Source organism: Desulfobulbus oralis (assembly GCF_002952055.1).
In the GTDB taxonomy this organism is placed as follows: domain Bacteria; phylum Desulfobacterota; class Desulfobulbia; order Desulfobulbales; family Desulfobulbaceae; genus Desulfobulbus; species Desulfobulbus oralis.
Genome location: NZ_CP021255.1, coordinates 1 through 12,885, shown reverse-complemented (window position 1 = coordinate 12,885; position 12,885 = coordinate 1). Strand labels below are relative to the sequence as shown.

Annotated in this window: 9 protein-coding genes; 5 read left to right on the top strand and 4 right to left on the bottom strand. The window is 65.6% G+C overall.

Annotation, left to right across the window (positions count from 1 at the left end):
• From CAY53_RS00045 to CAY53_RS00030, 4 genes are all read right to left on the bottom strand, one after another.
• Positions 1-897 (bottom strand): polyprenyl synthetase family protein, encoded by an 897-nt coding sequence (locus CAY53_RS00045; protein WP_104937365.1) that lies wholly within the window; start codon positions 895-897, stop codon positions 1-3.
• A 22-nt stretch (positions 898-919) separates the two neighbouring features.
• Positions 920-1,168 carry an exodeoxyribonuclease VII small subunit gene (locus tag CAY53_RS00040; protein WP_104935395.1) on the bottom strand — a complete coding sequence of 83 codons (249 nt, stop codon included), beginning with the start codon at positions 1,166-1,168 and terminating at the stop codon, positions 920-922.
• Between the two features lie 73 nt (positions 1,169-1,241).
• Complete coding sequence (locus CAY53_RS00035; RefSeq protein WP_104935394.1) at positions 1,242-1,853, bottom strand: DedA family protein; 612 nt, start codon at positions 1,851-1,853, stop codon at positions 1,242-1,244.
• Position 1,854: 1 nt separating this feature from the next.
• The gene (locus CAY53_RS00030; RefSeq protein WP_104935393.1) at positions 1,855-2,661 is read right to left on the bottom strand and encodes an undecaprenyl-diphosphate phosphatase; all 807 of its coding nucleotides are present in this window, start codon (positions 2,659-2,661) and stop codon (positions 1,855-1,857) included.
• Positions 2,662-2,881: 220 nt separating this feature from the next.
• Here CAY53_RS00030 and larC point away from each other — a divergent pair, with 220 nt between their 5' ends.
• The 5 genes from larC to dnaA all read left to right on the top strand — a co-directional run bounded on the left by larC (position 2,882) and on the right by dnaA (position 12,782).
• Positions 2,882-4,093 (top strand): nickel pincer cofactor biosynthesis protein LarC, encoded by a 1,212-nt coding sequence (gene larC, locus CAY53_RS00025; RefSeq protein WP_104935392.1) that lies wholly within the window; start codon positions 2,882-2,884, stop codon positions 4,091-4,093.
• Positions 4,090-5,055, top strand: a complete 966-nt coding sequence (larE, locus tag CAY53_RS00020) for an ATP-dependent sacrificial sulfur transferase LarE (RefSeq protein WP_104935391.1) — start codon at positions 4,090-4,092, stop codon at positions 5,053-5,055. Before larC ends, larE begins: the two co-directional genes overlap by 4 nt.
• Before the next feature lie 9 nt (positions 5,056-5,064).
• The gene (locus CAY53_RS00015; RefSeq protein ID WP_104935390.1) at positions 5,065-8,538 is read left to right on the top strand and encodes a glycosyltransferase family 2 protein; all 3,474 of its coding nucleotides are present in this window, start codon (positions 5,065-5,067) and stop codon (positions 8,536-8,538) included.
• Positions 8,539-8,712: 174 nt separating this feature from the next.
• Complete coding sequence (locus CAY53_RS00010) at positions 8,713-10,974, top strand: glycosyltransferase family 2 protein (protein ID WP_104935389.1); 2,262 nt, start codon at positions 8,713-8,715, stop codon at positions 10,972-10,974.
• 488 nt (positions 10,975-11,462) lie between these two features.
• Complete coding sequence (gene dnaA / locus CAY53_RS00005; protein WP_146106329.1) at positions 11,463-12,782, top strand: chromosomal replication initiator protein DnaA; 1,320 nt, start codon at positions 11,463-11,465, stop codon at positions 12,780-12,782.
• The last annotated feature ends 103 nt before the right edge of the window (positions 12,783-12,885 follow it).

Here is a 12,885-nt window from a genome sequence, read left to right as displayed (position 1 = left end):
CTATTTCCTCCGCTCCACGATGTAGCGCGCCAGGGCGCGCAGGGGGTCGGCCTTTTCATCGAAGTCCGCGAGCGCCTTCTGGGCCGCGCCGACAGCGTCTCTGGCCATGATGTGTGAGGTTTCCACGCCGAAAATGGCTGGAAAGGTGAGCTTGCCGGCTTCCACGTCCTTGCCCACGCTCTTGCCCAGCTCCTCCATGGTGGATTCCAGGTCCAGCAGGTCGTCCACAATCTGGAAGGCCAGCCCCACCTGGGCGCCGTAGTCGTGCAGGGCACGGGTCTGTTCCCGACTGGCCCCGGCGGCGATGGCCCCGGCCTCGATGGCCGCGCAGATCAGGGCCCCGGTCTTGCTCTTGTGGATGCTGTGCAGCACATCGTAGCCCGCATCCCTGCCCTGATAGAGCATGTCGAGGGACTGCCCGCCCACCATGCCGAGCGGCCCGGCGGCCCGGGCGATGCACTGGATGATGGCCAGCCGCGCCTGTTCCGGCAGCCCGGCCGTGGCCTTGCCGCTCAAAAGCTCAAAGGCCCAGGTCAGCAGGCCGTCGCCCGCCAGGATGGCTTCGGCCTCGCCGTACACCGTGTGGTTGGTCGGCTTGCCCCGGCGGAACTCGTCGTCGTCCATGGCCGGCAGGTCGTCGTGGATGAGCGAATAGGTGTGGATGCACTCCAGGGCGCAGGCAGGCGGCATGGCCCCCTGGCGGGCGGCCTCGCTGCCGTCCACCGCGTCGACTGCGGCCAGGCAGAGAATGGGGCGGAGCCGTTTGCCGCCGGAAAAGAGGCTGTAGCGCATGGCCTCGATATGGCGGGCAAAGGGGCCGCTTGCGGACAGCATCAGTCTGGCCAGCGCCGCTTCGACCAGTTCCCGGCGCTCCCGCAGGTAGGCTTGTATTTCCATCGTTTTCTCCGGCATCGGCCCCTCAGATGGGCTGCTCCTCGTCGTCCGCGCTGTTTTCGGCAAAGGGCTCGGCCCTCAGCGTACCGTCAGCGCTGTGCAGCAGCTCGACCCGGCCCCGCGCCTCCTGAAGCGCCTCGCTGCAGAATCTGGCCAGTTCGACGCCTTCGCTGAATTTGGCGAGGCTTTTCTCCAGACTCAGATCCCCGGCCTCGAGCTCGGCCGTGATCTGTTCCAGTCGGTTCAGGGCGTTTTCAAAGGTTTTTTTCACCATGGGCGTCAATGTTGCAGAAAGGTACTCCGAAACGGGACGGTCTGCACGGAAATCTCTCCTTTGCCGGCACTTTTCAGGCGCTCTGCCGGCTTTTCAGACGGTGGACAATGAAGCACAGCAGCAGCAGGATGCAGATGATGACCACCACCAGATCGATTTTGTGCGCATAGTGCTGCACGGTCTGCCAGTGGCTTCTGAGCGCCATGCCGCAGTACAGCAGAAAGCCGTTCCACAGGGCCGCGCCCAGGGTGGAGACCAGCAGGAAGGGCAGCGCCGGCATCCTGCCCATGCCGGCCGGAATGGAGATGAGATGGCGCACGACCGGGACGAAGCGGGCAAGAAACACCGTGACCAGCCCGCGTCTGCGGCTGAAGAAACGTTCGGTGCGTTCCAGATCGCGGGGGTTCAGGAGCAGATAGCGGCCCACCTTCAGCACCAGCGGCTTGCCGCCGTAATAACCCATGAGGTAGGAGGCGAGCGAGCCCGTGAAGGAGCCCAGGGTGGTGGCCAGGAGGGCCGGCCCGAGATGCCATTTGCCGTCGGCCACCAGAAAGCCGACGAAAGGCATGACCGCTTCGCTCGGCACCGGCGCGACCATGCTTTCCAGCATCATCAGGAAAAAGGCGCCGAAATAGGTGCTGCGCTCCAGGATGGCTATGGCGATCTCACTGATAAGTTCGGTCATGTCAGGCGATATAGGTGAAAAAGAGCAAAACGAGCATCCCGAAAAGAATGCGGTACCAGGCAAAGGCGCGAAAGTTGTGATGGCCTACATACCACAGGAGAGTGCGTATCGCCACCAAAGCGCTGACAAAGGACACCATAAAGCCCACGGCGATAAAGAGCAGTGCCTCCTGTGAAAGCGCGTGCCAGGACTGCAACAGGTCAAAGCCGGTGGCCGCGAACATGGTCGGGATGGCCAGAAAGAAGGAAAATTCCGTGGCCGCCTGCCGGGAGAGGCCAAAGAGCAGGCCGCCCATGATGGTGGCCCCGGAGCGGGACACGCCCGGGAGCAGGGCCACGGCCTGGGCGCAGCCAAGCTTCAGGGCGTCCTGCCAGTCCAGCTGCTCCACGGTGCCGATGCGGACCGGCCGTTCTCCGCGTTCGATGAAAAGCATGATACAGCCGCCCAGGATGAGGGCCAGCGACACGGTGAGGGGATTGAACAGATAGAGCTTGATGAAGCGGTGCAGCAACAGGCCTATGATTGCAGCCGGCAGCATGGCCAGCATCAGATGCAGGACAAAGCGGCGGCTGTCGGAGCGGCTGCCCAGCGTGACCAGCACCAGACCCAGCCGCTGCCGGTAGTGCCAGCACACGGCCAGAATGGCGCCCAGTTGGATGACGATGTCAAAGGTGGCTGCCTGCTCACTGTCAAAGTGGAGCAGCCTGCCGGCGATGATCAGGTGGCCGGTGCTGGAGATGGGCAGAAATTCGGTCAGGCCTTCCACCAGACCCAGGATGACGGATTGCAGCAGTTCAAAAGGACTCATGCTCTATTCTTTAAGCGGAAGAGGAAAAATTGCGTTCCCCCATACCGCCGGCGGCCTGGTCCCGCAAGGAGATTGTGGCTGAAGGGCCGGGCCTTCGGCCATTATTCGGGGCAATCGGGACGGAAAAGACGCTTTTTGGCCTGGGAGCGCTTGCAGAATGTCGGGCTTTCCGTCATTATCCTCAGGTGCTGTTCTTCTGCCCTGCGAGCACGGAGCGACTATGCGCATTCTCTACTATGACTGCTTTGCCGGCATCAGCGGCGACATGAATCTGGCGGCCCTGCTCCATCTGGGCGTGGAGCCGGAGTATCTTGCGAACGGCCTGTCCCGCCTGGGGCTGGACGGCGAATTCGCGCTGGAGCTGAGCGAGGCGGCCCAGGGCGGCATGCACGGTCTCAGCGTGCATGTGCGCCTGATAGGAAGCCAGGAGCAGGGGCAAGGTCAGGGCCGGACTTTTGCGGCCGTTCAGGAGATTGTCGGGAGGGCCGAACTGGCGGCTTCCGTCAAAAAAACGGCGCTCACGATTTTCCGGAAAGTGGCCGAGGCCGAGGCCAGGGTGCACGGGCAGACGGTGGCCACTGTGCACTTTCATGAGCTGGGCGCGCTTGACTCCATCGTGGACGCCGTGGGGGCGGCCCTCTGTCTGGAGCGTCTGGCCGTGGACGAGGTCTGGGCGGCGGCCCCCGAGCTGGGCGGCGGCACGGTGCGCTGCGCCCACGGCCTGCTGCCGGTGCCGGCCCCGGCTACCGAGGCCATTCTGGCCGGCATGCCGACCCGGCGCGGCGGCACGGATTTCGAGGCCACCACGCCCACCGGTGCGGCCATTCTGGCTGCCACTGTGGCGCGCTTTACCAGCCGGCCTGCCATGACGGTGCGGAAAACCGGCTACGGCATCGGGCAGCGCCAGGGCGGCGTGCTGCCCAACGTGCTGCGGGTGCATCTGGCCGAGGTGGATGGGGAGGCCGGAGTGTCCGCAGGCGGCCAGGCCGGGGCAGAGACCGTGGCGGCCCGGCTTCTGCAGTGCAATCTGGACGACATGAGCCCCGAGCAGGTGGGCGCCCTGGTGGACCTGTTCCTGGATGCGGGCGCCATGGATGTGCACCTGACCCCGATTGTGATGAAGAAGAACCGGCCTGCGGTGCAGCTTTCGCTGCTGTGCGCGGCCCGGGACGAGGCCCGCTTCCGGGCGCTGGTCCTGCGGCATACCACGAGCTTCGGGCTCAAGAGTTTCCCGCTGGAGAAGACGGAGCTGGAGCGGCGCATGGTGACGGTGCCAACGGAGTTCGGCCCGGTTGCCGTCAAGGAGGCGCTGCTTGCGGGGCAGGTCCTGCACGCCAAGCCGGAATTCGAGGATTGCCGGGCCCTGGCGGCGCGGCACGATCTGCCGCTGGCGGCCGTGATGGCGCGGGTCATGCGGCACTATGGGCCATGAGGCCCTCCCCGGAGACCGCAGGGCGCTACGCAGATCTGCTGTCCTGGCTGCGTGGCCTGCAAGGCGCGGTGCTGGCCTTTTCCGGCGGCGTGGACAGCGCGCTCCTGCTCGCCGCGGCCCGTGAGGCCCTGGGCGACCGGCTTTTGGCCGTGACCCTGGTCACGCCCTACACGCCGGCGGACGATGTGGCCGCAGCCAAAAGCCTTGCCGCAGCGCTCGGCACCCGCCATCTCCTGCTGGAGCGCCCCATTCCGGATGCCATCCTGGCCAATCCGCCGGAGCGCTGTTATCTCTGCAAGCGGGCGCTGTTCGGCGAGCTGCTGTCCATCGCCAGGGCGGAGGGGCTTGCGACGCTGCTGGAGGGCAGCAATGCGGACGACCTCCTGGAGCTTCGCCCCGGCTTTCGGGCGGTGCAGGAACTGGGGGTGCAGAGTCCGCTGCTGGCGGCAGGGCTCGTCAAGGCGGAGATTCGCCGGCTCGCGCGGGCCCAGGGTCTGGCAGTCTGGAACCGGCCATCCGGCTCATGCCTGCTCACCCGGCTGCCCCACGGCGCGACCGTCACCGAAGCGGCGCTCCGCCGCATCGATGCCGGCGAAGGCCTGCTGCGCAGCCTGGGCTTTCTGCAACTGCGCCTCAGAAGCCACGGCGAGCTGGCCCGCATCGAAGTGCCGCCGGAGGACCTGCCCCGCCTGCTGGAGGCCGAGCTGCGGACAGTGGTCGTGACCCGCCTGCGCAGCCTGGGCTACCGGTACGTGACGCTGGATCTGGCCCTTGACCAGCCGGGGCGCTGCAGTCTGCCGGCAGGCCTTTCTGCCGGGGGGCCCACGGCAAGGGGCCTAGCTGTTCCACCGGCGCTCCCTCCGGGCATCCCCGGCCGCTGCCCGGGCCGCGCGCGCCGGTTTTTTTTGTGGCATGGCCATTGGCTTTTTCAGCGCTGCAATGCGCTCTTCTTCCGATCATGAGGTCTTTGCATGCAGCAGCCCCCACTGTATTCCCAGCGCATGGGCGCGGTCTCCTGGCAGGAGCCTCCGGACTCCGCCCGGCCGGGCAGGGGCGGGCAGTCGCTCCTGGCCCGCATGGCAGGCCGCTGCTCCTTCCGGCAGCGGACGGCCTACCGCCGGCTCAAAGCGGCCCTGGCCCACACCCCGCTTTTTGATCGGCACTTCTATCTGCAGGCGGATCCGGAACTGGCGGCCTCGGGCCTGGACCCGCTCTGGCACTACTGCAGCAGGGGCATCCGGGAAGGCCGCAACCCGAATCCGTATTTTTTCAGCTCCTGGTATCTGGCCAGCTACCCTGAAGTGCGGCGGAGCGGCATGAACCCGCTGCTCCACTATCTGCTGCACGGGCGGGAGGCGCGTTACCAGCCCAATCCCTATTTTTTCACCGGCTGGTATCTGGAGCAGCATCCGGAACTGCCGGAAGACCAGCACCCGCTTTGGCACTACATGCACGAGGGCGCAGCCGCCGGCTGCTGGCCCAACCCCTACTTCGACCCGGCCTGGTACCGGCGTACCCATCAGCGGGCAAACGATTTGGAGCCGCTGGCCCATTTTCTGGCCCACGGCCCCCAGCCCAGCGCCCACTTTGACAGCACGTGGTATGCCCAGGCCTATCCGCAGGCCGCCCGGATGGGGCTGCATCCCTTTCAGCACTACCTGGAGTACGGGGCAGAGGAGCACTGCGATCCCGGCCCGCTCTTCGATTCCGCCTGGTACGCGGGCACCTGGCCGGAGGCCGTGGCCGGCGGCCTGCTGCCCCTGGCCCACTACCTGCAGCATGTGGATGATCCGGAGGTCAATCCCAATCCCTATTTCGACAAGGCCTGGTACCTGCGCCAGTACCCGGAAATCGCCAGAAACGGGCTGGATCCGGTCCTGCACTACTGGATTTTCGGGGTGCAGGAACGCCGTGATCCCGGCCCCTGGTTCAGTACGGACTGGTATCTGTGGCGCTATGCCGACGTGGCGGCTCTGGCCATGAATCCGCTCGTGCACTACCTGCGCATTGGCGCCGCCCAGGGCCGGGAGGCAGGCCCCTATTTCGACAGCGCCTGGTACCTGCGTCAGTGCCCGGACGCGGCCCGGTCGGGCATGCCGCCGCTGCTGCACTTCCTGCGGCTGGGGCAGCAGGCGGGCATGGCACCCTTTGATCCCAGGGAAAAGGGCCGGCGGGGCAACCGCTATGTGGCCTGGAGCGACCTCTTTTTCGGCCTGCAGGAAGAAGACCGGGCGCTCATGCGGCGGCATATCGGAGACTTTGCCCTCAAGCCGCTGATTTCCGTGGTCATGCCGGTTTACAACCCGGAGCCGGCCTTTCTCGAGGCCGCCATCGGATCGGTGCAGGCCCAGCTCTATCCGCACTGGGAACTCTGCATAGCCGACGACGCCTCGACCAGGCCGGAAATCGCCGGCATCCTGCGCCGCTACCAGCAGGAAGACAGCCGGATCAGGGTGCTGTTCCGGCCGGAAAACGGCCATATCTCCAGGGCCTCCAATTCGGCGCTGGCCCTGGCCGGCGGCGAATTCGTGGCCCTTCTGGATCATGACGACGAGCTGAGCGAGGACGCCCTCTTCTGGGTGGTGGCCGCGCTGAACCGGCAGCCGGATGCGGGCATAGTCTACTCCGACGAGGACAAGATCGACAGCCAGGGCCTGCGCACCAAGCCGTATTTCAAGTGCGACTGGGATCCCTGGCTCTTCTGCGGCCACAACCTGATAACCCATCTGGGCGTGTACCACCGGGCGCTTCTGACGGCCATCGGCGGCTTCCGCACGGGCTATGAGGGTTCGCAGGACTATGATCTGGCAGCCCGGGCGGTGGAGCACCTGAGCGCGGCGCAGATCGTGCATGTCCCGCGGGTCCTGTACCACTGGCGCATGAGCGCGGGCAGCACGGCCGCGAGCGTTGCCGAAAAGCCCTATGCCCGCCTTGCGGCGCAGAAGGCGGTGAGCGGGCATCTGGCCCGGATGGGCGTTCCGGCCAGGGCGAGCACCGACCCGGCCATGGGTTCGGTGCAGCAGTTGCTGTTTCAGCCCATGGCCGAAGCGCCCCTGGTTTCCATCCTGATTCCCACGAGAAACGGCGCGGAGCTGGTGCGCGGCTGCGTGGACAGCATTTATGAAAAGACCGGCTACCCGGCCTTTGAGATTGTGCTGGTGGACAACGGCTCGGACGATCCGGCGGCTGTGGCGTACTTTTCCGAGCTGGAGCGGCAGGGCCGGGTCCGGCTGCTTGTCGACAAGGGGGCCTTCAACTATTCCCGCCTGAACAACCGGGCCGTGGCCGCGGCCAGAGGGGAGGTGGTGGTGCTCCTCAACAACGACACCGAGGTCATCGCTCCCGACTGGCTGCACGAACTGACCAGTCTGGCGCTCCTGCCGCAGGTGGGCGCGGTCGGCGCCAAGCTGCTGTACTCAAACCGCCACCTGCAGCATGCGGGCGTGCTGCTGGGCATGTCCGGCTGCGCGGCCCACGCCTATGCGGATTTCCCGGAAGATGCGCAGGGCTACTGCAATCTGGCGCTCCTGCTGCGCGGCTATTCCGCTGTCACCGGGGCCTGTCTTGCGGTGCGCAAGGCCGTCTACGAGGCGGTGGGCGGGCTGGACGAAGCCGCGTTGCCGGTGGGCTACAACGACATCGATTTCTGCCTGAAACTGCGCGCCCGGGGCCTGCGCAACCTGTGGACGCCCAGAGCCATGCTCTTTCATCACGAATCCCGTTCCCGCGGCGCGGACAGTACGCCGGAGAAAAAGGCCCGTTTCTGGAACGAGATGTCGCTGCTGAAAAAACGCTGGCCCAATGCCTGGTACCATGATCCGGCCTACAACCCGAACCTGACCCTGTCCAAGGTGGATTACGACCGGTCCATGCAGCCCAGGACGCTTTTGAACACGCGCCACTGGCCCAGTCCCTTTGCAGCCGGCTATGTCGCCCCCAAAAGTTCCGGCCTCAGGCTGCTGCTGGCGCTGCCCGAAAAGGGGCCGGACTCCAGGCCCCTCGCCTTTGCCCGCGCGCTGCTCCGGCAGGGGCTGATTCAGTCGTATGCCGCAGCCCATGGCTCCGCCTTTTTCGAGGTGTCGCCAGAGGCTGACGGCTGGTTCGACGCCCTGTGGCTCGCCGCCCCCCCATCCGGGCTCATGTGGTTTGAACGCAGCCTGATGCGCTGCCTGCCCTATGTAATGGACGTGACCGGGCTGGAGGCCTTTGCCGGGGCCCCGGAACCGGAGCGGGACAACAGGCTCTTTCAGTCGCTGGTGCACGCCGCGGCGCTGAGCATGCCGGATGCCGCCATCGTGGCCGGGCTGGAGCGGCTCTACGGCCTGAGTCTGGCCGGATGCAGCCGGGTTCTGGCCGCAGACTCTGCACCTGAGGACCTGCTCTCCTGCCTGGACAGCGTGCGTCTGGCCGAAGCGCTGCCTGCCTGCAGAATCCGCTTTTTCTGAAGCCGCGGCAGTTTTCGCCGCAACGCCAGGCATCGACACCCGCTGCCTGCGGACGCCGACCGAGCCGAGTGGCCAGCAGGAGGACCATCAGAAAGTGCAAGCCATGCCCGCAATGCCATTTCACGACCCGAGGCCGCCCGCCGGCGGGGGGCCTGACCTTTTTCCGGTGCAGCCATGCTGAAGCACCTGTTGCCGCGCCTGCTTCTGGGCGCCGATTACCGTCTTTTCGACCCCGGCTTTTACCGCCGGAACACGCCGGAACTGGGCTGGTGGCGCTGCCTGCCGCTGCTGCACTATCTGCTGCGCGGCTGGCGCGAGGGCCGCGACCCGCACCCGCTCTTTCTGGGCGACTGGTACCGGAAGCGCTATCTCGCGGCAAAGCCGCAGAATCCGCTTTGGCACTATATCCGCCAGGGCGGCCGCGCAGGCTGCGAGCCGCATCCGCTCTTCGACACCGGACTGTTGCTGCGTCAAACCGGAGCGGAGCCGGGTTCCCGGATCACGCCCCTGGCCCGCTATCTGGAAGGGGCAGGGGATCCGGCCCTGCAGCCCTTTCCCCTCTTTGACCAGGACTATTACCGGAAAGCCAATCCCAGCGCGGCTCTGGCCTGGCCCACGCTGCTGCTCCTGCACTACCTTGCCCACGGGGCGGAGGAGGGGAGCCGGCCCAACGCGCTCTTTGACCCGGATTTTTACCGGCAACAGTACCTCACACCCGATGCCACCCGGCTGGCCGCCCTGCTCCACTACGCGGACGAGGGCCGGCGGGCCGGCTTCCGGCCCAATGCCTGCTTCGATCCAGAATTTTACCGGAGGCAGATGCAGGCGGCCGGGCAGACGGGCGATCCGCTATTGCACTATCTGCGGCAGGGGCTGCACGAGGGCCGCTATCCCTGCCCCGAGGTGGCGGCGCTGGCCCGGAGGCAGCGGCCCTGCATCAGTATTCTGACCCCGGTGTACAATACCAGCGAAAACCAGCTCTGGCGCTGCGTAAATTCGGTGCTGATGCAGCCCTGGCCCTACTGGCAGCTCTGTCTGGTGGACGACGGCAGCACCGAGGCCCATATAGCGCCGCTGCTGGCCGGGTATGCCCGGCTGGATCCGCGCATCCGGGTGGCGGCCATGCCGGAAAACAGCGGCATTGCCGCAGCCACCAACCGGGCGGCCGAACTGGCGGAGGGCGAGTGGCTGGCCTTTCTGGATCATGACGACGAGCTGGCGCCCGATGCCCTGTATCAGGTGGCGCGCATGATCGACGCGGAAGAGCCGGATGCGCTCTACAGCGACGAGCGCCTGATCAATCTGGAGAGCAGGCCCCTGGATACGCTCTTCAAGTGCGCGCTCAACCGGGAGCTTTTGCGCACGCACAATCACCTCATGCACTTCTTTGTGCTGCGGCGGCGGCTTTTTCAGGAGCTGGGCGGCCTGGATCCGGACTGTGACGGCGCCCAGGACTATGACCTGGCGCTCAGGGTCGCGGAGCGGAGCGAAAAAATCCGGCATATCCCCCGGGTGCTCTATCACTGGCGGGCCCACGCCGGCTCCACCAGCATCCACCACGAACAGAAGGCCTATGCCGGCGAGGCCGGCCGCCGGGCCCTGGCAGCGTCGCTGATGCGGGAACATCTGGATGCCCGGGCCGAAGCCACCGAGCTGCACTTCTTCTACAGGACGCGGCGGCGTCTGCCGGAGTGCTGCAGGGTGAGCGTCTGTGGGGATGAGGCCCTGCCGGAGGCCTGCCGGGCCGCCCTGCAGGACTCCTGGCCGGATCTGGAGTGGCTGGAGCCGGCTGGAGGCAACAGCCCTGTGGAGTGGCGCAACAGGGCGGCAGCGCGGGCGGAGGGCCGGTATCTGCTCTTTGTCGGCGCCGAAGTGCGGCGCCTGCGGCCGGAATGCCTGACCGCACTGCTGGAGTACGGCCAGGACATGGCCCTGGGCCTGAGCGCCGGTTGGCTGGAACAGCCGGCCGGCCCGCACCGGCATCGGGGCTCGCTGCCGGATCTGGGCAATGCCTCGCCCCTCTACTATGCCAGCTTTCTCCGGGACGTGTCGGTGCAGCACAACCGCTTTCACTGCGCCCAGTATGCCTGGGCCGTGGCCGAGCAGCTCTTTCTGGTGAGGCGCGGGCTCTTTTTGGCAGGCGGCGGCTATGATCCGGCCTTCCGGACCCTGGCCTTTGCCCAGCTTGACCTCTGCTTCCGCCTGCACAACCGTGGTTTGCGGCATGTGTACACGCCCTGGGCCGTGGCGGAATGCGGGCCGGTGGCCGTTTCTGAAGCTCTGCTGAGCGCTGCGGAAGCGGACCGTCTGCTGCTGCAGGCGCGCTGGAAAAAACTTCTGAACAGGGGCGACCCCTGGTACAACCGGAACCTTTTGGCCTGCTCCGGGGTGAGCGAGGCCGATTTCACGGCCTGGTTTCGCGGCCGGCCGGCATGAGCGGCGGCTTGTGCGCCGGCGCTGTTGCCGGAATTTTTTTGCCGGCCGCTGTCTGGAAAAGCATGCAGACACGGTGGGATAGCTGCAGCCCGGCTTCGCCAATGTAAAAAATGCAGGTTTTTTGAGATTTGTGGAGCAATATCGCGTTCTGCAGACCTCGTTTTGCCTGAGCCGGACTGTGGAAAATTGCGGCTGGCCGTGATATCCGCTCGTTCTCACGTTTCTTCTCAGGTCTGGCTGCGGATGAACGGAAAATCGGGAAACTGAAAGGGTGGCGGCAAAATATTGACGTCTTTGCAGGATGATAGGAGAGCCGCTTGCCGGCATTTGTTTTTGTGCTGCAAACAGCCGGCAGTCGTTTTTGCCTGCTGCTCCGCTCTCTGCTATATCCTGGCCCATGCTTGCAGCCGGGCCCCGATCGGAGACCGGCAGGAGGCATTGTTTTTTTTGCCGTATTCCTGTCCAATCATTATCTCGTGGTTTTTTGCATGCTTTGGGATGCTGTCCGAAACTCTCTGGCTTCGACCCTGCCTGCCAGCGAGTATGAGCTCTGGATTAAACCCCTGGTCTGCCAGGGGGATGAGAACGACGCCATGGTGCTGGCCGGCCCGGACCGTTTTTTCTGTGCCTGGGTGGAACAGCGCTATCTGGAACTGATCCGGCAGAAACATCTGGCCGCAGGCGGGCAGGGCCGGGTTGCCCTGCGGGTGGCGGGCAGTGGCGCGCCTGCCGCCCCAGACGAGCGGCAACTGCGACTGCCGGGCCTGCCCCGGCACGAGGCCAGGCTCCGCTCCCTGCATCCGGCCTTTACCTTCGACCAGTTCATGGTCGGCGAATCCAACATCCTGGCCCAGTCGGCCTGCAAGGCCCTGGCCCTGAACGATTACACCTTTGGCCGCTGTCTGTTCATGAGCAGTGAAACCGGACTGGGCAAGAGTCACCTCACTCAGGCCGTGGTGCATCAGGTGCTGCGCAGCGCGCCCGCGACCCGTCTGCGCTATCTCACGGCCCAGCAGTTCAGCGCCGAGATGGTGCAGGGGCTGCGGACCAGGACCATGGATCGCTTCGCCGAACGCTATCTGGACGACTGCGACATGCTCCTGCTGGAAGACGTGCACACCCTGACCGGCAAGAACAAAACCCAGGAAGAGCTGAACGTGGTGCTGGACAGCCTTCTGAAGAGCGGCCGCCGGGTCATCCTGACCTCCTCCCTGCCGCCGGACAGGATCAGCGGCCTGGACACCGATTTCAAAAGCCGCATGACTTCGGGCCTGTTGGCGAGCATTCAGGCGCCTGCCTTTGAAACCCGGGTGCGCATCATCCAGCACAAGCTGGCCGCCCAGAACATGGCGGTGGCCGGCGAGCTGGTCGAGTACATGGCCGAGCAGCTCACCGGCGATATCCGCCGCATGGAAAGCGCTGTCATGAATGTGAGGGCACGGTGCCGGCTGCGCGGCAGCCCGCCGGATCTGGCCATGATCCGGGAGGTTCTGGACGGTTTCGCGTGCATGCCGGCCCAGTTGACGGCCGAGGCCATCTGCCAGCACATCAGCTCCCGCTTCAGGGTGGGCCGGGAGGATCTGTGCTCCCGTTCCCGTAAACGCAGTATTGTGTTTCCCAGGCAGGTGGCTATTTACCTGACCCGCAAGTTTACCGGCCATTCGCTTGCCGAGATCGGCGCCCTCTACCGGCGCGACCACTCCACGGTCCTGCACGCCATCAGGACCATTACCCAGAAAATGGCGCAGAATACCGCGGTGCGCGAGCAGGTGGACCTGCTCTCCAAGGATCTGGAAAAACGCCGCTGATCCCGACTTTGCCGGGCGCCGGGCGCAACACTTTCCTTGCCGGATAGGGGGCAATCGGTTATTTTGCCCGATTTTACATCCGGTCCGCCGCTTTTTCGTCTTC

Excerpts from the sequence above, each read along its gene's own strand:
- dnaA (WP_146106329.1), top strand. The coding sequence starts at position 11,463 with ATGCTTTGGGATGCTGTCCGAAACTCTCTGGCTTCGACCCTGCCTGCC.
- CAY53_RS00040 (WP_104935395.1), bottom strand. The coding sequence starts at position 1,168 with ATGGTGAAAAAAACCTTTGAAAACGCCCTGAACCGACTGGAACAGATC.
- CAY53_RS00015 (WP_104935390.1), top strand. The coding sequence starts at position 5,065 with ATGCAGCAGCCCCCACTGTATTCCCAGCGCATGGGCGCGGTCTCCTGG.
- CAY53_RS00045 (WP_104937365.1), bottom strand. The coding sequence starts at position 897 with ATGGAAATACAAGCCTACCTGCGGGAGCGCCGGGAACTGGTCGAAGCG.
- larE (WP_104935391.1), top strand. The coding sequence starts at position 4,090 with ATGAGGCCCTCCCCGGAGACCGCAGGGCGCTACGCAGATCTGCTGTCC.
- CAY53_RS00010 (WP_104935389.1), top strand. The coding sequence starts at position 8,713 with ATGCTGAAGCACCTGTTGCCGCGCCTGCTTCTGGGCGCCGATTACCGT.
- CAY53_RS00035 (WP_104935394.1), bottom strand. The coding sequence starts at position 1,853 with ATGACCGAACTTATCAGTGAGATCGCCATAGCCATCCTGGAGCGCAGC.
- CAY53_RS00030 (WP_104935393.1), bottom strand. The coding sequence starts at position 2,661 with ATGAGTCCTTTTGAACTGCTGCAATCCGTCATCCTGGGTCTGGTGGAA.
- larC (WP_104935392.1), top strand. The coding sequence starts at position 2,882 with ATGCGCATTCTCTACTATGACTGCTTTGCCGGCATCAGCGGCGACATG.